Origin of the sequence: Priestia endophytica (assembly GCF_026790145.1) — a bacterium.
GTDB lineage: Bacteria > Bacillota > Bacilli > Bacillales > Bacillaceae_H > Bacillus_I > Bacillus_I endophytica_A.
On record NZ_JALAMS010000003.1, the window covers coordinates 74,443 to 96,316 of the forward strand.

19 protein-coding genes and 1 riboswitch are annotated in these 21,874 nt (G+C 37.6%); of the genes, 14 read left to right on the top strand and 5 right to left on the bottom strand.

Annotated features, from left to right (window positions below; all coding sequences use genetic code 11):
• Positions 1 to 94 precede the first annotated feature (94 nt).
• The 8 genes from gnd to thiC all read left to right on the top strand — a co-directional run bounded on the left by gnd (position 95) and on the right by thiC (position 9,284).
• Positions 95 to 991: a phosphogluconate dehydrogenase (NAD(+)-dependent, decarboxylating) gene (gnd, locus tag MOC86_RS04600; protein WP_268582997.1), complete on the top strand. Its 897-nt coding sequence runs from the start codon at positions 95 to 97 to the stop codon at positions 989 to 991.
• 36 nt (positions 992 to 1,027) lie between these two features.
• Entirely contained in the window at positions 1,028 to 2,566 is a 1,539-nt protein-coding gene (gene gntK, locus MOC86_RS04605) for a gluconokinase (RefSeq protein WP_268582999.1), read from the top strand.
• 145 nt (positions 2,567 to 2,711) lie between these two features.
• Positions 2,712 to 3,905: a class I SAM-dependent rRNA methyltransferase gene (locus MOC86_RS04610; protein ID WP_268583001.1), complete on the top strand. Its 1,194-nt coding sequence runs from the start codon at positions 2,712 to 2,714 to the stop codon at positions 3,903 to 3,905.
• 818 nt (positions 3,906 to 4,723) lie between these two features.
• The gene (locus tag MOC86_RS04615; protein ID WP_268583002.1) at positions 4,724 to 4,930 is read left to right on the top strand and encodes a hypothetical protein; all 207 of its coding nucleotides are present in this window, start codon (positions 4,724 to 4,726) and stop codon (positions 4,928 to 4,930) included.
• Positions 4,876 to 5,370 (top strand): NAD(P)H-hydrate epimerase, encoded by a 495-nt coding sequence (locus MOC86_RS04620; protein ID WP_268583327.1) that lies wholly within the window; start codon positions 4,876 to 4,878, stop codon positions 5,368 to 5,370. Before MOC86_RS04615 ends, MOC86_RS04620 begins: the two co-directional genes overlap by 55 nt.
• A 212-nt stretch (positions 5,371 to 5,582) precedes the next feature.
• The gene (locus MOC86_RS04625) at positions 5,583 to 6,263 is read left to right on the top strand and encodes an NAD(P)H-hydrate dehydratase (RefSeq protein WP_268583328.1); all 681 of its coding nucleotides are present in this window, start codon (positions 5,583 to 5,585) and stop codon (positions 6,261 to 6,263) included.
• 52 nt (positions 6,264 to 6,315) lie between these two features.
• Entirely contained in the window at positions 6,316 to 7,185 is an 870-nt protein-coding gene (locus MOC86_RS04630; RefSeq protein ID WP_268583004.1) for a fructosamine kinase family protein, read from the top strand.
• 72 nt (positions 7,186 to 7,257) lie between these two features.
• A riboswitch (TPP riboswitch) is annotated at positions 7,258 to 7,370 on the top strand.
• 144 nt (positions 7,371 to 7,514) lie between these two features.
• On the top strand, positions 7,515 to 9,284 hold the full coding sequence (gene thiC / locus MOC86_RS04635) for a phosphomethylpyrimidine synthase ThiC (RefSeq protein ID WP_243516224.1): 1,770 nt from the start codon (positions 7,515 to 7,517) through the stop codon (positions 9,282 to 9,284).
• 47 nt (positions 9,285 to 9,331) lie between these two features.
• Here thiC and MOC86_RS04640 read toward each other — a convergent pair whose 3' ends face one another.
• The gene (locus MOC86_RS04640) at positions 9,332 to 10,540 is read right to left on the bottom strand and encodes an iron-containing alcohol dehydrogenase (protein ID WP_268583005.1); all 1,209 of its coding nucleotides are present in this window, start codon (positions 10,538 to 10,540) and stop codon (positions 9,332 to 9,334) included.
• A 30-nt stretch (positions 10,541 to 10,570) separates the two neighbouring features.
• Entirely contained in the window at positions 10,571 to 12,028 is a 1,458-nt protein-coding gene (gene betB, locus MOC86_RS04645; protein WP_268583329.1) for a betaine-aldehyde dehydrogenase, read from the bottom strand.
• Between the two features lie 401 nt (positions 12,029 to 12,429).
• Between betB and cudC the strand changes: the two genes are divergently transcribed.
• From cudC to qoxD, 6 genes are all read left to right on the top strand, one after another.
• The gene (cudC, locus tag MOC86_RS04650) at positions 12,430 to 12,993 is read left to right on the top strand and encodes a choline uptake/conversion transcriptional regulator CudC (RefSeq protein ID WP_268583007.1); all 564 of its coding nucleotides are present in this window, start codon (positions 12,430 to 12,432) and stop codon (positions 12,991 to 12,993) included.
• A 36-nt stretch (positions 12,994 to 13,029) separates the two neighbouring features.
• On the top strand, positions 13,030 to 13,704 hold the full coding sequence (gene pgmB, locus MOC86_RS04655) for a beta-phosphoglucomutase (protein ID WP_268583008.1): 675 nt from the start codon (positions 13,030 to 13,032) through the stop codon (positions 13,702 to 13,704).
• 338 nt (positions 13,705 to 14,042) lie between these two features.
• Complete coding sequence (gene qoxA, locus MOC86_RS04660; RefSeq protein ID WP_268583009.1) at positions 14,043 to 14,978, top strand: cytochrome aa3 quinol oxidase subunit II; 936 nt, start codon at positions 14,043 to 14,045, stop codon at positions 14,976 to 14,978.
• An 80-nt stretch (positions 14,979 to 15,058) separates the two neighbouring features.
• Entirely contained in the window at positions 15,059 to 17,011 is a 1,953-nt protein-coding gene (qoxB, locus tag MOC86_RS04665) for a cytochrome aa3 quinol oxidase subunit I (protein WP_268583010.1), read from the top strand.
• A gap of 3 nt (positions 17,012 to 17,014) precedes the next feature.
• Positions 17,015 to 17,635 carry a cytochrome aa3 quinol oxidase subunit III gene (gene qoxC, locus MOC86_RS04670; protein ID WP_268583012.1) on the top strand — a complete coding sequence of 207 codons (621 nt, stop codon included), beginning with the start codon at positions 17,015 to 17,017 and terminating at the stop codon, positions 17,633 to 17,635.
• Between the two features lie 2 nt (positions 17,636 to 17,637).
• On the top strand, positions 17,638 to 17,955 hold the full coding sequence (qoxD, locus tag MOC86_RS04675; RefSeq protein ID WP_268583014.1) for a cytochrome aa3 quinol oxidase subunit IV: 318 nt from the start codon (positions 17,638 to 17,640) through the stop codon (positions 17,953 to 17,955).
• A gap of 79 nt (positions 17,956 to 18,034) precedes the next feature.
• Here the strand turns inward: qoxD and pdxK are convergent, their stop codons facing one another.
• From pdxK to MOC86_RS04690, 3 genes are all read right to left on the bottom strand, one after another.
• A complete protein-coding gene (pdxK, locus tag MOC86_RS04680; RefSeq protein ID WP_419146599.1) occupies positions 18,035 to 18,850 on the bottom strand; it encodes a pyridoxine/pyridoxal/pyridoxamine kinase in 816 nt (271 codons plus the stop codon).
• 152 nt (positions 18,851 to 19,002) lie between these two features.
• Positions 19,003 to 20,136, bottom strand: a complete 1,134-nt coding sequence (ald, locus tag MOC86_RS04685) for an alanine dehydrogenase (RefSeq protein WP_019394736.1) — start codon at positions 20,134 to 20,136, stop codon at positions 19,003 to 19,005.
• Positions 20,137 to 20,302: 166 nt separating this feature from the next.
• Positions 20,303 to 21,550: a PucR family transcriptional regulator gene (locus tag MOC86_RS04690; RefSeq protein ID WP_268583015.1), complete on the bottom strand. Its 1,248-nt coding sequence runs from the start codon at positions 21,548 to 21,550 to the stop codon at positions 20,303 to 20,305.
• Positions 21,551 to 21,874 lie beyond the last annotated feature (324 nt).

Genomic DNA, 21,874 nt, shown 5'->3' on the forward strand with positions numbered 1-21,874 from the left:
GAGAAAACAAAAGTTGTAAACGATTGCAACAAGAAATTTTTTTTCGTATAATAGATAAGGACATAAAATTTTTTTTCAAAAGAGAGGTTTTACAATGGAAATCGGCATCGTTGGACTAGGGAAAATGGGCTTTAATTTAGCTCTAAATTTATTAGATCATAATCATAAAGTGGTAGCTTTTGATGTTGCAAAAGAGTCTGTTCAAAACATTGAGAAAGAAGGAGCTAAAGGAGCTTACTCAATAGAAGAACTTGTTTCAAAACTTCCTGAACGCAAAGTTGTATGGGTAATGGTTCCAGCAGGAGAAATTACGGAAGGTGTAATTACCGAGCTTGAGAGCCTTCTAGGGAAAGATGACATTATTATTGACGGTGGGAATGCAAACTATAAAGAATCATTAGCACGTTCAAATCGTCTCGCTGAGAAAGGCATCCATTTGTTAGATGTTGGTACAAGTGGAGGAACAGATGGAGCTCGTAACGGTGCTTGTACAATGGTTGGTGGAAATAAAGATGCATTTAGTTATGTAGAAGAGATTTTCAAAGATATTTGTGTTGAAAAAGGATACTTATACACAGGTGAAAGTGGAAGTGGTCACTTCTTGAAAATGGTTCATAACGGAATTGAATATGGTATGATGCAAGCAATGGCAGAAGGGTTCGATGTATTAGAAAAAAGTCCATATGACTATGATTATAAAGAGGTTGCTCGTGTTTGGAATAACGGCTCTGTTATTCGCTCATGGCTTATGGAACTTATCGAAAACGCATTTTCGAAAGATCCAAAGTTAGAAGGCTTAAAAGGAATTATGCACTCTTCAGGAGAAGGAAAATGGACGGTAGAAACAGCTCTTGATTATCAAGTAGCGACACCTGTTATTGCTCTTTCTCTTATGATGCGTTACCGTTCATTAGAAGACGACACATTCTCTGGTAAAGTCGTAGCTGCACTTCGCAATGAATTTGGTGGGCATAGTGTTGTTAATAAATAAACAAGCATAGAGGAGAAACATAAAGGAGGAAGAAACATGGGAGAAAAATATGTACTAGGGGTCGATATTGGTACAACAAGTACGAAAGCTGTTTTGTTTTCACCTGCAGGCAAAGTCATTGAAAAGCATGGGGTTGAGTATCCACTGTTTTCTCCAACTCCAGCAACAGCAGAGCAAGATCCAGAAGTGATTTTTGCAGCTGTTATTGAAAGCATTAAAGAAACAGTAGCGAAAAGCAACGTTAATGCTGAAGATATTGTATGCGTGTCATTTAGTTCCGCTATGCACAGTATTGTAGCTGTGGATAAAAAGGGAGAACCCCTTACTAAATGTATCACATGGGCAGATAACAGAAGTGCACATTGGGCTCAAAAAATCATGGATGAATATAATGGCCATGAAATTTATTTGCGCACAGGTACACCTGTTCATCCAATGGCTCCGCTGTCAAAATTGCTGTGGCTAAAAGAAGAGCATAACGAGCTATTTTCTGCTGTGCATAAGTTTGTATCAATTAAAGAATATGTTTTCTACAAGCTTTTCCATGAGTATGTTGTAGACTATTCTATTGCTTCTGCAACAGGAATGTTTAACTTGCAAAATCTTGATTGGGATGAGGAAGCTCTTGAAGTTGCAGGAGTGACAAAAGATCATCTTTCCAAACCGGTTTCAACAACGCATTCTTTAACAGGCTTGGATGAAAAGTTTGCACAGGAAACAGGTCTTCTTGCTTCAACTCCATTTGTTGTTGGTGCAAGTGACGGTGTTTTATCAAACTTAGGTGTAGATGCAATCGACCCAGGTGTTGTAGCTGTTACAATTGGGACAAGCGGAGCCATTCGTGCTGTAACAAATAAGCCTGTAACAGATCCGAAAGGCCGCATTTTTTGCTATGCGCTAACAGATGATCACTGGGTAATCGGGGGACCTGTGAATAACGGAGGCATGATTTTCAGATGGGTTCGCGACCAGCTTGGAGAGCAAGAAATTCAAAAAGCAAAAGAGCTTGGTAAGAATTCATATGATCTATTAACTGAAATGGCTTCTAACGTTAAAGCAGGAGCTGAAGGGTTAATTTTTCACCCATATCTGGCAGGAGAACGTGCTCCATTATGGGATGCTAATGCACGAGGTTCATTCTTTGGATTAGGACTTCATCATAAGCGCGAACACATGGTGCGAGCTGTTTTAGAAGGCATTTTATTCAACCTTTATACTGTACTTCTTGCTTTAAGTGAGTTAATTGGGGAACCAAAGAAGATTAAAGCTACAGGTGGATTCGCTCGATCAGAGGTTTGGCGTCAAATGATGGCCGATATCTTTGGACAGGAAGTAACCATTCCGGAAAGCTTTGAAAGCTCATGCTTAGGGGCAGCTCTGCTTGGCCTTTATAGTATTGGAGAGATTGACTCCTTAAATGCTGTATCTTCAATGGTTGGAGAAACTCACCAACATGCACCAAATGAAGAGAACGCTCAAACATACCAAGAGCTTTCCTCTATTTACATTCGCCTTGCGCGCCTTTTTAAAGAAGAGTATGCAAACATCGCTGCTTTTCAAGAAAAACAGTCTTAAAAAAGAGAAAAAAAGCCGATACTTTCAAAGTATCGGCTTTTTTAGCTGTTTCACATGAAACGTATGTGTTGTTTCACTTTAAAAGAAAAAGTGCTACGATAATGAACAAGTGTAATTTTAATGATAGAAGAAATGAGATGAAAAAATGAGTGAAATGATTTCCCTGCAAATTAAACGTAAAGACGCAGGAAAAATTAAAAGTGGTGTTCCTCTATTAAAAAAAGAGGCTATTGTGAATCCACATGTGCTTAAAAAAGAAGGTCAACTACTTCGGTTAGTAACAGAAAGTGGCGAATTCTTAGGAACAGGATACTATGGAAAACAAAATAAAGGGTATGGTTGGGTTCTTACAACAAACGAGCGCGAGAAGATTGATGAATCTTTTTTTATCAACAAGCTTTCTCAAGCCCTTGCTTATCGTTCTTCATTCTTTCAAAACTTATCCACAACTGCTTTTCGAGTGTTCAATGGTGAAGGAGACGGTATTGGTGGTTTAACGATTGAATATTTTGAAGGATACTATGTTATTAATTGGTACAGTGAAGGAATTTATGCTTTCAAGGATTTAATCCTAAGTGCTTTAAAAAAGGTTGTTCAATATAAAGGCTTATATGAGAAGAAGCGTTTTGATCAGCAAGGTCAATATATTGAAGATGATGACTTTGTAGATGGAGAGCGTGCTCAATTCCCGTTAATTATCAAAGAGAATGATGTAAATTTTGCAACATACCTCAACGACGGAGCTATGGTTGGGATTTTCTTAGATCAGCGCAATGTTCGAGAACGTATTAAAGATTATTATGCTAAAAATAAAACGGTCCTTAACTTGTTTTCCTATACAGGTGCCTTTTCTGTTAGTGCCGCAGTTGGTGGTGCTTCTAAAACAACAAGCGTGGATGTTGCTAATCGAAGTTTAAGTAAAACGATTGAGCAGTTTAGCGTCAATCAACTTGATCATGAAGGCCATGATATTATCGTAGAAGACGTTTTTCACTACTTTAAATACGCAAAACGAAAAGAGTTCACGTATGACTTAGTTATATTAGATCCTCCAAGCTTTGCCCGCTCTAAAAAGTTTAGATTTAGTGTCGCAAAAGACTATCAAAAGCTCTTAGAAGACACGATTGATCTAACAAACGACAATGGAGTAATTGTTGCTTCTACAAACTATAGTGGCTTTGATATGAAAAAGTTTAAAACCTTTATCGATGGAGCTTTCAAAGCTAAAGGAGAACGCTATAAAATTCTCGAAGAATATAAGTTACCAAAAGATTTTAAAACGAATCCTCATTTTAAAGAAGGAAACTATTTAAAAGTTGTCTTCATTCAAAAAGCCTAAAATCCTCTGTTTTAGGCTTTTTTTTCTGTTTCTAAAAACTGTGGATAACCTTTCCTCTCTAAGTTATCCACAGTTTTTAATACTTAAAGACTTCTTTTTTCTATATTCTTCTTTCCTAGAATAAATCGCTTCCTCCCATTCTCCTATATACGACCTTTTTCAACTTCTTTTTACAGCAAAAAAAGCTGTTCTTCTACAATATCCGCCTTTTTTCTTCCTAACGACATGACTTCATCCTCTTTTTTACTCTCCATTCTTAGTTTAGTGCTGCCTATCAATACTATGAACCCCCTACCTACGTATCTTTTATTTCCCTGCTGGCTAAAACAGATAGAAAACAGTATTTATAGTGGTACCTCATCTTAGGATACTCCCTTACTTTTTGAGAAGCCTATCCCTATAATCAATATCTTCAACTTCTTATCCACCATTTTCTTAATCTGCTAGCTTCTTCATCGCTCTTATCCACCTTTTCTTGATCCTCTTTCTTGGTAGAAAAAATTATTTTCAGAAAATATAGATCTGAACTGCTGTTATCCCTGTACCAATTTAGCTGTCGTTCTGTATTTATATAGAAATTATTATAAAAAAATACCAAAAAACACTATTGTTTTTCTAAAATAATATAAAAAATAGCTTATTTGTCGAAATGTCGAATTATTTCCCGTATCGTTAAAAATTTAAATTTAATAAATATAGGTTATAATACCTATTAAAATCCGTGGAACATTTGAAATAAAGCCATTCTTATTTTTTAGGTATTGATTTTTTTAGAACGGGAAAATAAAAAGAAAGAAGAAGGTAAGGAGGAATATAGGATGAGGATTTTTTCAAAAGATGAAATGTATAACATTGATCAAGAAACAATTGAGAAGATTGGATTAAATAACGGTATGTTAATGGAGAATGCAGGGCAGGCAGTAGCTCGAGAAATTGAAAGTCGAATCAAAAAAATGATAAGGTTATTGTCATTGCTGGAAAGGGGAATAATGGGGGAGATGGAGTTGTTATTGCACGTATTTTAAAGGAGAGAGGCTTTTCTATTGAGCTTTGGATGAGTCATAAAGGAGGAAGTGTTGCAGAAGATGCCCAACGAGCGTTAAAGATTTATGAGAATTGCGGGCATTCGTATAAAATCTATGAAGAAAATGAAGAAGCATTTCAAACTTCTTTAAGGAAAAGTACGATTATTGTAGATGCTCTTTTAGGGATTGGCACAAAAGGAAAGGTGAGAGATCCGTATCGAAGCATCATTGAAGAAATCAATGATGCAAACAAAATCATATATGCCGTGGATATTCCAAGTGGACTCAATGCGGATGAAGGGGAAGTAGATGTAGCGATTAAAGCTCATACTACATTTGTTATTCAAGGTGCCAAGCAAGGGGCATTTTTATTTCCTAGTGCAAACTTTTATGGGGAGATTAAAACTGTTGATATTGGCATTCCTTCTTCTGTTATATAACAGAATTCGCGTGTGAAAAGAAGGTGGAGTAAAAATGAAGTGCTTTCATCTCTTCCACATCGGGACATCTCTTCACATAAAGGGACATATGGGCGAGCTCTTATGATAGCAGGATCCGAAAATATGCGGCTGCTGTTCTTTCTTCAAAGGCTGCTTCCTGAAGTGGAGTAGGACTTCTCACAATTGGCATTATCGAAAACATTAAATCTATTATTGCCTCTCATCTTCCTGAAGCAATGTACAATCTTAACCAAAGCCACCAAGGTATGCTTTCTGAAGTGAAAGATTACAGCTCTTTGCAACTGGATGCTATTGGCATTGGTCCAGGAATTGGAAGAAACAAGAAGACGGAAAAGATCGTTGAGGAAATATTGAAACAGCAGGTTACCCTTGTGCTTGATGCAGATGCATTGTTCCATGTGAAACTTCATTTACAGAAAGTGCAGAAGAGAAATTTTCCAACAATTTTAACTCCTCATCCAGGTGAAATGGCCTCACTTCTGGATTTGTCTATTAAAGAAGTGGAGAGTGACCGGTTCGGAAAGTCGCGCGAGTTTGCTCAAACGTATGGCGTATATCTTGTTTTAAAAGGGCCTTTTACTATCGTGACGACTCCTTCTGGAGAGCAATTTGTAAATTCCTCGGGAAATCCTGCTCTTGCAAAAGGCGGTAGTGGGGATGTGTTAACAGGAATGATTTTAGGATCTGTTCTTCAGTATGAAAATGTACAAAAAGCGCTGAGTAATGCTGTATTTATTCATGGTGCCATAGCAGATCAACTAGTAGCATTTACACATTCCACATTAGATGTACTAGCTACAGACATTATTGAAGGAATTTCTCCACTGCTTCATGAATTATATAGAGAAAAGGAGTATTCTACTGGATACTGAAAGGTGAACCATTTTCTTTTAAGGTTTTAAGAGGAAAGGGGAGTTAGAAGGATTGGAAAAGCTCATTAAGCAAGCTATTTATAATAGAGGTGACACTTCAAACGTTCAATTAATCCGGCCTGTTTCTGGTGGTGATATCAATCAGGCATCTTATGTGAAGACAGAGAAAGAAGAATATTTTATTAAGTATAATAATTCTACACCTCCTGGTTTTTTTCAACAAGAAGCTCAAGGCCTAAAGAAAATCAAAGAAACAGGTGTTATTCAGGTCCCAAACGTGTATGACTTTTACGAATCAACAGAAAGCGGAGAAGGATGGCTTATTTTAGAATGGATTCAAGGAGAGAAAAATGAAAAAACAGAAGAGCTTCTTGGCAGACAGCTCGCATTTATGCATAGTGTAAGTAAAGATAAGTTTGGTTTTCCTCATTCTTCGTATATTGGGATGATGGAACAGCCAAATCAATACTATGATAAATGGTCAGAATATTACACGAAAAGTCGTCTTCTTCCTCAAGTAGAACTTGCAAAGAAAAAGGGGTACCTTTATCAGGAACGAGAAGCAGGGCTTTATGAACTTCTTAAGAGAATGGAGAAATGGCTTCCTCACTCTTGTGAGGCTTCTTTACTTCACGGAGACCTTTGGGGAGGAAATTGGATTGTTGGTAAAACAGGAGATCCTTATTTGATTGATCCCTCAGTATTTTATGGTCATTCTGAATTTGAACTTTCTTTTACTGAACTTTTTGGTGGATTTTCTTCAGAATTTTACCAAGCTTATCAAGAAGTTCGGCCACTTTCTCCAGAGTATGAGGAAAGAAAACCACTCTATCAACTTTTTTATTTACTTGTTCATTTAAATCTTTTTGGAGAAGCTTACGGAAGGTCTGTAGACCGAGTTTGGCGCTATTATGTAGAGTGAAAAAGAAAAAATAGTAGTTTACATCATTTACTAGATATGCTATAGTTCGAAATGTAAACTGAATATTCAATATTTTACTACTAGGGGAGCCCTAATTTTGTGGGCTGAGAGGAAAGACAAAATCTTTCTGACTCTTCGAACCTGATCTGGGTTATACCAGCGGAGGGAAGTAGGAGAGATAACGTAAGAAAGTGAATTGCGTTTTTTTCTACATATCCAATTGGGTTCTCTATATTAGAGAACCCAATTTTTATTTTAAGAAAAAATTTCTGCTATTTCATCTCCTCCAAAGGTGTAGCCCAACAACAATACTAAGGAGGAAGATTTGTATGTCGAAAAAAGTAAACATTCCATTGCAATCAACATTTCCAAACAGTAAGAAAGTTTATGTAGAAGGTGAACATCATAGTATTCAAGTACCAATGAGAGAGATTAAACAAAGTGATACAAAAACAGATAGCAAACATGAAAAAAATGAACCAATTCGTGTTTATGATACAAGCGGAATTTATAGCGATGAAGCTGTTGAAGTGGATATTACGAAAGGGTTACCTCGTGTTCGAGAGGCATGGATTATGGACAGAGGAGATGTAGAAAAATATGAAAAACGAGAAATCAAACCAGAAGATAACGGATACCGAAGTGAAAACCAAAAACAAAATATTGCCTGTTATCCAAATGTAATCAAGCACCCGTTCAGAGCATGTAAAGGAAAGAATGTTACACAAATGCACTATGCCAAAAAAGGAATTATTACCCGGGAAATGGAGTTTATTGCAATTCGAGAGGGAGTAGAAGCAGATTTTGTACGGAAAGAAGTTGCAGAAGGACGAGCAATTATCCCATCGAATATTAATCATCCTGAAAGTGAACCAATGATTATTGGGCGTAACTTTTATACGAAGATTAACGCCAACATCGGCAACTCTGCTGTTAGTTCTTCTATAGAAGAAGAGGTAGAGAAGATGACATGGGCAACAAAATGGGGCGCAGACACGATCATGGATCTTTCTACAGGGAAAGACATTCATACAACGCGGGAGTGGATTATAAGAAATTCACCAGTTCCAGTTGGCACTGTTCCAATTTATCAAGCACTTGAAAAAGTACAAGGAATTGCAGAAAATTTAACGTGGGAAATCTATCGCGATACACTTATCGAACAAGCAGAACAGGGTGTTGACTACTTTACAATTCATGCTGGTGTTCTACTACGTTACATCCCACTTACGGTTAACCGAACAACAGGGATTGTGTCAAGAGGAGGATCTATTTTAGCTCAGTGGTGTCTTGCTTATCATGAAGAGAATTTTCTCTATACGCATTTCGAAGAGATTTGTGAAATTTTAAAACGTTATGATATTGCTGTTTCACTTGGTGATGGCCTTCGTCCAGGCTCCATTAAGGATGCGAATGATGAGGCACAGTTTGCTGAGTTAGAGACGCTAGGGGAGCTTACAAAGATTGCATGGAAGCACGATGTTCAAGTAATGATTGAAGGGCCTGGACATGTACCAATGCATAAAATAAAAGAGAATGTTGATAAACAAATGGATATTTGTCATGAAGCTCCTTTTTATACATTAGGACCATTAACAACTGATATTGCACCAGGCTATGACCATATTACATCTGCTATTGGAGCAGCAATGATTGGTTGGTTTGGCACTGCGATGCTTTGTTATGTTACCCCAAAGGAACACCTTGGATTGCCAAACAAAGATGATGTAAGGGAAGGAGTTATCTCTTACAAAATTGCAGCGCATGCGGCAGATCTTGCTAAAGGCCATAAAGGAGCTCAAGACAGGGATGATGCTCTTTCTAAAGCTCGCTTTGAATTTCGGTGGGATGATCAATTTAACCTTTCACTTGATCCTGAACGTGCAAGGGAATTTCATGATGAAACTCTACCAGCAGAAGGTGCAAAAACAGCACACTTTTGTTCCATGTGTGGCCCGAAGTTTTGCTCCATGAGAATTTCTCACGATATCCGCTCAATGGCGGAATTAAAAGACAAAAGTATAGAAGAAATTAGAGAAGAAGGCATGAAAGAGAAATCTGAAACATTTAAAAAGGAAGGTTCACATCTTTATTCATAAAAAAGGACCGGTCTCACCGTAAATGAGACCGGTTTTTTTTATGTTTTTTAAACTGTTTTTGGTGTTAGGTTAAAGCAGCGGTTGTAGATCCATTCATATTTCTCTTGATTAAGATCATGAGGATTTCCTACTGTTTGAGGGTCTTTCATTGCTTCTTTTGAAAGACGTTCAATCATATCTTTTGGAACCCCTTGATCTTCAAGAGAAGGAATACCTAGATCTTCAACAAGTTCATACATCCAGTTTACAGAAGCTTTTGCTGCCTCTTCTGTTGTCATGTTACTCGTATCAATTCCAAATGCTTTAGCAATACGCGCAAATTTAGCAGGGTTTCCTTTCCAGTTGAACTCCATCACAGGGCCCATCATAGCTGCTACGCATTCTCCATGAGCAACTGGAATAATTCCACCTAATGTTTGGCTCATTGCATGCGCTGCTCCTGCTGATTCACTGCCGTACGAAAGACCAGCAAGCATAGCCGCTTGGGCCATTCCGTATCTTGCTTCAAGGTCTTCCCCATCTGCATAAGCACGACGGATATAATGTGCAGCATACTCCATTGCCATCAATGCAACAGCATCTGTAATTGGTTGAGCAAATTTCATTGTATAACATTCAATAGCGTGCGCTAGTGCATCAACGCCTGTCATTGCTGTAACACGTGGAGGCATTGATACATGAAGTTTTGGGTCAATAATTGTAAGGTGCGCAGCAATAAGTGGCCCACCAGTATTAAATTTAAATTCACGCTCTTCATCTGTAATAACAGCCCACTGTGTTACTTCAGAACCTGTTCCAGCTGTTGTTGGAATTGTTGTTAATGGTGGGATGCGATTTTCAAGCGGTTTTTTACCTTCAGCAGCTTCGTAATCTAATACAGAGCCTTGATGTGTTGCCTCTACTCCAATTGCTTTTGCTGTATCCATAGAGCTTCCACCACCAACTGCTACAAGGCCGTCACATTCTTCTTTTTGATAAAGAGAAGAACCTTCTGCAACAAGTCGAACGGGTGGATTTGGTTCTACTTTGTTAAATAAAACTACTTCAATTCCTTCTTCTTTTAAGTTCTTGATTACAGGATCAACAACACCTGCATTGTAGATACCAGGGTCTGTTACTAAAAGAGCCTTTGATACGCCTAATTTTTTTACTTCTTCACCTAGGTGGCTAATCGCTCCGATACCATGTTTGATTGCTGTAGGGATCTCAAACTGATGAAATTTTGTCATATGTTCAATTTTCATATTTAGTGTCATACTAAAAAACCTCCTTAGAATAGTAAAAAATTATTTGAACCAGCCAACAGGCTCTGGTTTTGTATTTCGATAAATATGCTTAAGTTCTGTATATTCTTCTAATCCAGTATGACCGAGCTCACGACCGATTCCGGATTGTTTGTAACCACCCCAAGGGGCTTGAGCAAAGTATGGGTGAAAGTCATTAATCCAAACAGTACCCATACGAAGGCGGTTTGCTACATACTCAGCTTTTGTAATGTCATTAGACCAAACAGCACCTGCAAGGCCGTAGATTGTATCATTTGCTAATTTCACGGCCTCTTCTTTTGAACTGAATTTCTCTACAGTAAGAACAGGTCCAAAGACTTCCTCTTGTACAATGCGCATGTTCGATGTGCAGTTTATGAAAATAGTAGGAGAGTAGAAGAAACCATTTTGTAGCTCTTCAGCTTTTGGACGTTCTCCTCCTAGCGCTAGTGTAGCTCCTTCTTCTTTACCAATCTTTACATAGCTTTCAACTTTTTCACGATGCTCAGCTGAGATAAGAGGACCGCTTTGTGTTCCTTCATCAAATCCATTTCCGAGCTTAATGCGTTTAGCTTTTTCAACTAGTGCTTCAACAAATTTGTTATGGAGGCTTTCTTCAACAAGCAGGCGAGCACCTGCTGAACATACTTGCCCTCCATGAAAGAAGACTGCGTTTAAAGCTTGATCAACGGCTGTATCAAAATCCGCATCAGCAAAAACGATATTTGGATTTTTTCCCCCAAGCTCTAAAGCAATGTTCTTTACGTTAGAGCTTGCTGCCCGCATAATTTCTTTGCCAGTTTCAATTCCACCTGTAAAAGAAAGAAGATCTACTTCTGTACTTGAAGAAAGTTCAGCACCAACTGTATTTCCTTTTCCGAGCACGAGATTTACTACACCTTTAGGTACTCCTGCTTCTTCCATAAGTTCAAATACTTTAATTGTTGTGAGGGGAGTGATTTCACTAGGTTTCATAATAAGTGTGTTCCCTGCAGCGAGAGCAGGAGCAAGTTTCCAAGATGCTTGGAGTAAAGGATAGTTCCACGGTGTAATTTGGCCACAAACCCCAACAGGTTCACGAACTACTCTACTTTGTGAATGTGGAAGAGGGGAGGAGATGACTTCACCCCCATTTTTGTCTGCAAGACCTCCATAGTAAGAAAATACATTTGCGATATCTTCCATATCTGCTCGACTTTCCTCGAGCGTTTTTCCTGTATCTAATGTTTCAAGTTTTGCTAGTTCTTCATGATCACGACGAACAAGAGATGCAATATTCTGAACAATCAAACCGCGCTCATTGGCAGGTGTAAAAGCCCATTCACTTTCGTCAAAAGCAGTTCTTGCTGCTTTTATCGCCTCTTTTGTATCTTCTTCATTGCCTTCTGAAACTTTAGCAATCACTTTTTGATTGAACGGATTAATAATTTCTCTTGTTTCTCCATTTTTGGCCTCAACCCATTGACCATTGATAAACATTTTCTTTGTTTCCAATCTCTTCACTCCTCCTGATGAATCGTAAAGTTTGTTAAGAATATTTTTAATAATGTTTATATTTAACAACTTAACATGGCAATCATTTCTTGTCAAAAAAGAACTGTTTAACTTATAAACCTTTATAAATTAAGACTAAAATTAAGGTATAAGTCTGTTTTGGAGAGAATAACAGTATAACTTTGTTAAGAAAAAATTTAACGAAACTGATGTTATTTTCACTTTTTAGAAATGAACTTATAATGATAAAGAGTTTTCTTTTTTTACAGAGGGAAGTAAACTAATTGATAAATATCTATAACCATAGAAGTGCAGCGGCTACTATAGGGCTGATTTGAAAATTCTAAATATAAATTCTAAATCGATCATATAGAGGAGGAGACACAATGGAACAAGGTGATGCAGGGAAGATGACTGAAAAAGCAAGAGCTTCTATTGAACATGCGAAGGATCTTGTAACAGAGTCAATTGCTGAAACAATGGACTTGTATGGGGTAACTGGAAGTGTTGGAAATTTGTTTGGAACAATGTATTTTGAGAATGATATGACGCTTGATGAGATGAGAGAAAAGCTCGGGATGAGCAAGCCGAGTATGAGTACAGGAGTAAGAAGGCTACAAGAGCTTGATATTGTGAAGAAAACATTTATAAAGGGAAGTAGAAAGCATACGTATGTTGCTGAAAAAGATTTCTTTCACTTTTTTGCTAACTTCTTTACTCATAAATGGGAGAGGGAAGTAAAACTAAATTTAGAAGCCATTGAACAAGCTCAAGAGGAAATTAAAAATGTCTTAATTATGAAGGAGCTTGGAGAAGATCTTCAGGCAGAAGCAAGGGATTTATATCATCAACTTGAGGATTCAAAGCCTTATTATGCTTGGCTGCATAAGCTTGTGGAGAGCATCAGGAGCGGGAAAATTTATGAGTTTATTCCAAAAGAAGAAAAATAATATATTTAAAAATGAAGAAGAGGGGAGGGGAGAGAGATGAAGAAAATACAGGCTGTTATTTTTGACTTTGATGGCGTTATTGTGGATACTGTACCACTTTATTATAAAGCAACAAAAGTAATCGCGGATAAGTTAGGTGTTACTTTTACGTCCGAAATGAATCAGCAGCTTCAAGGAGTAAATCGGAAGCAAACCATTATGACGCTCCTAAAAGACAGTATTAAAACCTATAGTGAGCAAGAAGTCTATGAGCTAGGGGAACAGAAAAATGAAGAATATAAAAAGCTCATTCAAAACCTTGATGAAAAAGTTGTGCTTCCTGGAATTCAATTATTCCTAGGAGAGTTGAAAAAGAGGGGAGTTCCAACAGCTGTTGCGTCCTCAAGCTCCAATGCCCTATATTTAATAGAGAAGATTGGGCTTTCATCATATTTTGATCATATTGTAGATGTGACAAAAATTAAGAAAGGAAAGCCAAATCCCGAGATTTTTTTGACTGCTGCACGTCAATTACAAATTCATCCAAAAGATTGTATAGCAATAGAAGATGGACGAGCAGGACTTGAAGGTATTCAAAAAGCAAATATGTTTTCGGTTGGGGTAGGGGAGGACGAAATGATGAAAAATGCCGACCTTTATGTCGAAAAAACAGAAGATTTAACTTTTGAAAAGTTAGCAAAGAGCTACGATGCGTTCTTTCAAGCAAAATAGTTGAAAAACTGCTCTAAAAATGAGCAGTTTTTTCTTGCCAAAACAAGAAAAAAAGGCGACAATAACAGACATGATATTACATTATTTGGACAAAAAAGGATAAATGATGAACATTTTGTGACTTATTTGTGACAAATTAATTATCATTTTTTGACGACTAGTCAAAAGAAAGTTAATGTCGTAAAATATGTGGTATTGTGGATAGGTAAATAAAACGTTGTGTTTTTTTTGTCTTCTACTATATTACTCTACTCAACTTCCATAAATAGTAAGTGGGGTAGTTGAGGTTTAAAATTTTATAATATCCTTTTTTAAAACAAAGGAAAGGAGGAACATCCATGAAAAAGCTTCAAAAAGTGAGTCGCAAGTGGATCTCATTGTCTGCTCTAGCTATTCTCTTTTTATTGAGTGGCTGTGATCTAAAGATGGGTGTATTAAACCCACAAGGACCAGTGGCTCAAACTCAATATGACTTAATTATGTGGTCAATTGGTTTTATGCTTATTATCATTGTGGTTGTTTTCGTTTTATTTGCTGTAGTTCTTATTAAGTATCGTGAAAGACCAGATAATATGAATTACGAGCCACCAGAGGTACACGGAAATACATTCCTTGAAATCGTCTGGACTGGTATTCCTATTATCATCGTTATTGCACTATCTATCCCAACAGTCAAAGCTATCTTTGACTTAGAGAAACCACCACAAGCTGCAAATGCAGAAGAACAACAAGAACCGCTTGTTATCTATGCAACATCAGCTGACTGGAAATGGATTTTTAGTTATCCTGAACAAGGAATTGAGACGGTTAACTATGTAAACATTCCAGAAGATAGACCAGTTGAATTTAAGCTAACATCTGCTGATTCAATGACGGCTCTATGGATTCCAGAGCTTGGTGGACAAAAATATGCAATGGCAGGTATGGAAACAACGCTTTATTTACAAGCAGATCACGAAGGCACTTACATGGGACGTAACGCTAACTTCAATGGTGAAGGTTTCGCACAAATGGAATTCGAAGTACAATCTCAAAAACCAGAAGAATTCCAAGAGTGGGCTGATGAAGTAAAAGATACGGCTCCTAAGCTTACAGAAAAAGAGTACAACAAAGAGATCTTAAAACAGAGCGTTATGGGTCGTAAGTCTTTCTCAAACACGCATTTAGACTTTGTTGACCATGCGAAACAAGACACTTATAACAAGGCTGCAGAAGACCATGAAGGTCATGAAGAAGGCATGGACATGGAAGGTATGGACCATAGCAGTCATTAATCTTTAAGCTTTTCATCATGAACAGTTTCATAACGCAACATATAATTTTTGCTAATACAGCGGAAGGAGGAAGCTAAGAGATGAAGCTCGATGAATTTTTCGTCACAGGTGATCCGCTAATTTATGGCGCGGACGTTTCCATCGTATTAGCCACTTTAGGTATCATCTTTGTTTTAACTTACTTCAAGAAGTGGAAATGGCTTTGGACAGAATGGCTTACATCCGTAGATCATAAGAAAATTGGTATCATGTATATCATTGCTGCGGTGCTAATGCTTTTCCGCGGTGGAGTGGATGCCCTTTTAATGCGTGCTCAACTCACACTTCCAGAGACAGAGTTCTTAAGCTCTTCACATTACAATGAAATTTTTACAACACACGGGACAATTATGATCCTGTTTATGGCTATGCCATTTTTAATTGGTTTAATTAACGTTGCTGTACCACTACAAATTGGTGCACGTGACGTAGCATTCCCATTCCTGAACTCTTTTAGTTTTTGGTCATTCTTTATGGGAGCAATGCTTTTCAATATTTCCTTCGTTATCGGGGGATCACCAGATGCAGGGTGGACAGCTTACATGCCTTTAGCAGGTAATGAACTAAGCCCAGGACCTGGTCAAAACTACTACCTGTTAGGATTACAGATTGCCGGTATCGGTACACTTGCTACAGGTATTAACTTCTTAGTTACAATCTTAAAAATGCGCGCACCAGGTATGACATTAATGAAAATGCCAATGTTCACTTGGTCAACGCTTATTACGACTATCATTATCATCTTTGCTTTCCCTGTTTTAACAGTAGCTTTAGCACTTATGACATTTGATAGATTGTTTGATGCCAACTTCTTCAACTTGGGAGATGGCGGTATGCCTATGCTTTGGGCTAACTTGTTCTGGGTTTGGGGACATCCTGAAGTATATATTGTTATTTTACCTGCATTCGGTATTTTCTCGGAAATCGTTTGTACGTTTGCACGTAAAACACTATTTGGTTACAAAGCAATGGTATTCTCAATGATTGCTATTGCAGGTTTAAGTTTCCTTGTATGGGTCCATCACTTCTTTACGATGGGAGCAGGCGGAGCAGTTAACTCGTTCTTCTCTGTTTCAACGATGGCGATTGCAATCCCAACAGGGGTTAAGATATTCAACTGGTTATTTACGCTCTACAAAGGGCGCATTAAGATGACCGTTGCGATGATGTGGTCACTAGCATTTATCCCGAACTTTGTTATCGGTGGGGTAACAGGGGTTATGCTTGCAATGGCTGCAGCTGACTATCAGTATCACAATACGTATTTCCTTATTGCCCACTTCCACTACGTATTAATCGCTGGTACAGTTTTTGCTTGTTTCGCAGGTCTATATTATTGGTATCCAAAAATGTTCGGTCATATGCTTAACGAACGTTTAGGAAAAATTAGTTTCTGGTTATTTATGATCGGATTTAACGTATGTTTCTTCCCAATGTATTTCTTAGGTCTAATGGGAATGGCACGTCGTATGTACACTTACTCAGCAGGTCTTGGCTGGACACCATTAAACGTTATTGCATCTATCGGTGCTGTTGGAATGGGTCTAGGATTCCTTGTACTTGTATATAGCATTTACTACAGTGCTCGTCATGGTGAACGCGATCTTACTGGTGATCCATGGGATGGTCGTACGCTTGAGTGGATGGTTTCTTCACCACCACCATTCTACAACTTTGCTACAACACCAAAAATGACTCGTTTAGACGAGTATTGGTATCAGAAGAAAGAAAAAGGTTTTGAAGCTGCTCGTGAAGTAAAAGAGGAAGATTTAAAACCAATTCATATGCCAAGCAACTCTGGCTTAGGTGTTATTATGTCAGTGTTCTTATTCATCGCAGGTTTCGGCCTTGTATTTGAATGGTATTGGATGGCTATTCCAGGTCTAGCAGGTATGTTAATCTGTATGGTTATTCGTTCCTTCGATTATGACGATGGCTACTATGTCAGCGTTGAAGAAATTAAACGAACACAACGAATCGGAAAGGGGGCGTAACGCATGGCAGCAGAATCTACACACGCACATGATGCTAATACGCCGCTTGAATATTCCAAAGGCGAGGACAGAATGACCATTCTTGGTTTCTGGATCTTCCTTGGAGCCGAGATCGCCCTGTTCTCAACACTATTCGCAACATATATGGTTTTACATTCTCGTCCAGCAAATGGACCAACTTCAGCTGACTTGTTTAAACCGGAAATCGTTCTTTTAATGACGTTCTTACTTTTAACAAGTAGTTTTACAGGAAGTATGGCTATCCATTATTTAAGAGCTCAAAAGATGAAAGCAATGGTAACATGGCTTTTAATTACAATGGCTCTTGGTCTTGGATTCCTAGGCTGTGAGATTTTTGAGTTCTATGAGTATATTGGACACGAAGGTGTTTCAATTAAAACAAGTGCTTTCTTATCAGCATTCTTTGTTCTTGTTGGAACTCACGGACTTCACGTAACGGTCGGTGTCGGCTGGTTAACGTGTATCTTGATTCAATTAAAACAGCGTGGATTTACACCAAAAACTGCTCGTAAAGTATTCATTATCGGTCTTTACTGGCACTTCTTAGATATCGTTTGGTTGTTTATCTTTACGTTAGTCTATTTATCAGGGATGGTGTTATAATCATGGCTGGAAAAGGATATGCACAAGAGCATCATGATGGTTTTCCTTGGAAGCTTGTTATCGGCTTTATCCTGTCGATCGTTATTACACTGATCACCGTATGGGTAGCCTTTAGTTCAGGTTTCTCAAACACTGCTATTCTTACTGTTATGCTTATTCTTGCTTTCTTACAGGCTGGTATGCAGCTCGTGCTGTTCATGCACTTAAGAGAAGGAGAAGGTGCTATACAGGTTGGGAATATGGTGTATGCATTCTTTATCGCAATTGTAATTGTTGCAGGTTCTGTTTGGGTTATGTCATTCGGAATGCACAATCATTAATACAAAAAAACCTCAGCTCATTTGAGCTGAGGTTTTTCTTTATATAAGAAAAGGATGAGGGAAATTCCCCTCATCCTTTTTAAACGTTCTGCTTTTCTTTATTACGATATGCACTGTGTTTTGTAGGTCCAATATATTCATTCAATTGGAAAGACTCACGAATTGCTTCTGTAATAAACTCTTTTGCTGTTAAAATAGCTTCTTTCACGTCTTTACCTTTAGCAAGTTCGGCCGTGATAGCAGCTGAGTACGTACATCCTGCTCCATGTGTATACGGTGTGTCAATACGCTCACCTTCAAGCACCTCGAACGTTTTGCCATCATATAAAACGTCAACTGCTTTATCATGCTGTAGCTTTCCGCCACCTTTAATTAACACATACTGTGGTCCAAGAGCATGAATTTTCTCAGCTGCAGCTTTCATTTCTTCTACTGTTGTAGGAGTTCCAAGGCCGCTAATTTGACCTGCTTCAAATAAATTTGGCGTCACGACTGTTGCGCGTGGAGTAAGCGTGTCCCGAAGACTTTCTGCTGTTTCAGGGTGCAGGACTTCATCTTCTCCTTTACAAACCATTACAGGATCGATAACAATGTTTTTTAAATTATATTTATCGATTGTTTCTGCCACAAGGTTGATAATTTCAACAGAACCAAGCATGCCTGTTTTCATTGCATCAATTCCAATGCCTTCAACAGTTGTAGAAAGCTGGGCTTTTAGCGTATTAATATCTATAGGAAATACGTTATGAGACCATTTGTTTTTTGGATCCATCGTCACGATAGTTGTTAGAGCTGTCATGCCGTATACTTCACGCTCTTGGAAGGTTTTTAAATCAGCTTGTATACCTGCGCCTCCACTCGTGTCAGAACCAGCAATTGTTAATACTTTTTTCATAATGATAAAAAGCCTCCTTGCATCCAAGCAAAAGTTATCTTTATAGTGTGCTTCTGTATTCTATTATATCAATAAATAGGCGATTTTTCATAGAACAGGATTAATCTTCCGAGAAACAAAAAAGCATGAGAGAAGTTTCTCTCATGCTGAAATTATACAGAAGCAAATCCGTTTAAAAGAGCTGTTTCAACAGGTACATATGTGTAACCAAGATCATGAGCAACAGCTTTGAATGTAATTTCACCGTTTGCTACATTGACACCAAGTTTTAATGCTTCATTTTCCGCAACTGCTTTTTGAACTCCTTTGTCAGCAATTTGCAAAGCATATGGCACGGTTACGTTTGTTAAGGCAATTGTTGAAGTTCGTGCAACAGCACCAGGCATGTTTGCTACAGCATAATGAACAACGCCGTGTTTTTCATATGTTGGATTATCGTGTGTTGTAATATGGTCAACTGTTTCTACAATCCCGCCTTGGTCAATGGCAACATCTACAATTACAGATCCTTTTGACATTGATTTTACCATGTCTTCTGTCACAAGAGTCGGAGCTTTAGCACCTGGGATTAGAACAGCACAAATGAGTAGATCAGCCTGTGCAACAGCGCTAGCAATATTAACAGGATTTGAAATTAATGTTTGAATGTTACTTCCAAAAAGATCATCAAGCTCGCGTAAACGTTCAGGGTTAAGGTCGATAATTGTAACATCTGCTCCTAGGCCAACTGCAATTTTAGCTGCGTTTGTTCCAACAACACCACCGCCAATAACTGTTACTTTTCCACGATTTACGCCAGGAACGCCTGATAGTAGAATTCCTTTTCCGCCTTTAGGCTTTTCTAAAAATTGAGCACCAATTTGAGCAGCCATTCGTCCTGCAACTTCACTCATAGGTGTTAAAAGAGGAAGTTTTCCATTACTTGCAACAGTCTCATAAGCAATAGCTGTAACGCCTTTATTCTTCAATGCTTCAGCAAGGCTTGGCTCAGCTGCTAGATGAAGGTAAGTAAATAGAATAAGTCCTTTTTTAAAGTAGTCATATTCACTTGGCAGAGGTTCTTTTACTTTCATAATCATATCAGAAGTAGCCCAGACATCTTTTGCTTTTGCAATAATCTCAGCACCTGCTTGTAGGTAATCCTCATTTACAAATCCACTGCCAACGCCAGCATTTTCTTCAACTAAGACACGATGTCCATGTGCTACAAGTTGAACGACTCCAGAAGGTGTAAGTGCTACGCGGTTTTCATTGTTTTTAATTTCTGTTGGTACTCCGATAATCATAATTATTATACCCCTTTCAATGTAAGCGTTTTCTATATTTATATGAGAGAAACAAGCGTTCCTCTGATAATGTAGTAAGTGAATTACTATATCTATAGTATAAGCAGAATTATTGGAATCATCTTTGTTGTATTTAGAGAAAGATTTTCTGTTCATTTGTGTAAAATCACAAATGAAGACTTTCAGCATAACGTGCAAGTTTGATATCAAGGTATAAGGTAATCTTTTGATTAGGATTTTTTAAATTGAGCTCTCCAATTTCTTGAATTCGTTTTAGACGATAATTAAGTGTATTAATATGAATGTTTAATGCTTTTGCTGCCTCATGAAGGTTCTGATCCCGATCAAGAAAAATCTCAATTGTTTCAACTAAGTTGCTTTGGTGTTTTTGATCATATGAGACAAGTTTTTCTACCGTCTGGTTTGTGAACCCATCTCTTTGTCTTTTTTCTAATAAGACATCCAAAAATTGATAAATCCCTAATGATTGATAAGTGTAAATGGACTGAGTTTCTTTTGGAAATCGTTTTTTTATAGAAAGAACAGTAAGCGCCTCTTTGTAACTTTTTGAAATATAGTCAAGGGATTCATATATATTCCCACTGCTCGCATCAGCTAATGAAAGGTTAAATCGTTCTACGGTTTGTTTTGTGAAGTGTTCAATGAAGTTTTCACATTGCTGAAGAGGCTGTGATCGATTTTTTAATGAGATAAGTAAAATTAATTTATTAAAATCTGTTGTATATAAAGAAACTTGAACTTGCTGTGTTGTTTGAAGAAGATAAGAAAGCTTCCTTTCCATATCATCTGTGATTTCTTGGTGAAAACGAAAAACAAGCACAGAAAATAAAGTTGGGGGTGTAAGTTGCACTTGCTGAAATTGCATGTGAACATCATCTGCTTCTTTTACATGGTCTGTGATTATCTTCCAGAAAAGCTCTTGAGATCTCTCTTCTTTTTTATTTTTGCGGATTTGTAGTTGCAATAGTTTGTTTTTTGCCGCTTTTGCCGCACTCTTTAACAGAATGAGTTCTGAGTCTTGGAGTTTATGGTAAACTTCAAGGGCCCAAATGAAACCAAGAACTTCGTCATTTTTCCAAATGGAGATTGCTACGCGGTTGCCAAGACCAATCTCGTTAATATTCTCTACTCGAATAGGCTCTCTTGATTGTAATAGGGCAGGAATAGCTCCTTGCTTCCAAAGGTTATTAATTACTTTTTCAGGAACGCGTCGACCGATGATTGTAGAAATACGAGCAGGGTCAATCTCATCTTGATGTGTGCTGTAAGCTAAAAGTCGATGGTTCGCATCTTCAATTGTAATAGGACACTTTAATACATCACTAATATGGTCAGCAAATTCATCTAGTGAGTCAAAATTAGATTGGAACGGATCGTGTTGTTTTATACTCATAAATTTCCCCTCATTTATCGAAGCTTTTACAAACAGTATACAAGAAAATAAAAGGTTCTGTGTAAAGAGAAATCAAAACTATGTTTTTAAGATCTATTTTTGCTAAAAAAAATAAAATAATCTTTCATATAGAGGAAGAAAAGAAGAAATTTTTCTGAAAAATGTGTACAATAGAAGTATCATGGCACATGTTATAATAGGCAATCTTTACAAGCTAGTTTATCCTGCTTGAAAAGTGAACTTTTATTGTGGTATGTTCAACAAAACGAAAATGTTTTAAAAGCTTCAGGATGGGCGCTTTTAAAATAACGTTTTGCCTATGCA

Coding starts and splice junctions, on each gene's coding strand:
- gnd (WP_268582997.1), top strand. CDS start 95: ATGGAAATCGGCATCGTTGGACTAGGGAAAATGGGCTTTAATTTAGCT.
- gntK (WP_268582999.1), top strand. CDS start 1,028: ATGGGAGAAAAATATGTACTAGGGGTCGATATTGGTACAACAAGTACG.
- MOC86_RS04610 (WP_268583001.1), top strand. CDS start 2,712: ATGAGTGAAATGATTTCCCTGCAAATTAAACGTAAAGACGCAGGAAAA.
- MOC86_RS04615 (WP_268583002.1), top strand. CDS start 4,724: ATGAGGATTTTTTCAAAAGATGAAATGTATAACATTGATCAAGAAACA.
- thiC (WP_243516224.1), top strand. CDS start 7,515: ATGTCGAAAAAAGTAAACATTCCATTGCAATCAACATTTCCAAACAGT.
- MOC86_RS04640 (WP_268583005.1), bottom strand. CDS start 10,540: ATGACACTAAATATGAAAATTGAACATATGACAAAATTTCATCAGTTT.
- betB (WP_268583329.1), bottom strand. CDS start 12,028: ATGTTTATCAATGGTCAATGGGTTGAGGCCAAAAATGGAGAAACAAGA.
- cudC (WP_268583007.1), top strand. CDS start 12,430: ATGGAACAAGGTGATGCAGGGAAGATGACTGAAAAAGCAAGAGCTTCT.
- pgmB (WP_268583008.1), top strand. CDS start 13,030: ATGAAGAAAATACAGGCTGTTATTTTTGACTTTGATGGCGTTATTGTG.
- qoxA (WP_268583009.1), top strand. CDS start 14,043: ATGAAAAAGCTTCAAAAAGTGAGTCGCAAGTGGATCTCATTGTCTGCT.
- qoxB (WP_268583010.1), top strand. CDS start 15,059: ATGAAGCTCGATGAATTTTTCGTCACAGGTGATCCGCTAATTTATGGC.
- qoxC (WP_268583012.1), top strand. CDS start 17,015: ATGGCAGCAGAATCTACACACGCACATGATGCTAATACGCCGCTTGAA.
- qoxD (WP_268583014.1), top strand. CDS start 17,638: ATGGCTGGAAAAGGATATGCACAAGAGCATCATGATGGTTTTCCTTGG.
- pdxK (WP_419146599.1), bottom strand. CDS start 18,850: ATGAAAAAAGTATTAACAATTGCTGGTTCTGACACGAGTGGAGGCGCA.
- ald (WP_019394736.1), bottom strand. CDS start 20,136: ATGATTATCGGAGTACCAACAGAAATTAAAAACAATGAAAACCGCGTA.
- MOC86_RS04690 (WP_268583015.1), bottom strand. CDS start 21,550: ATGAGTATAAAACAACACGATCCGTTCCAATCTAATTTTGACTCACTA.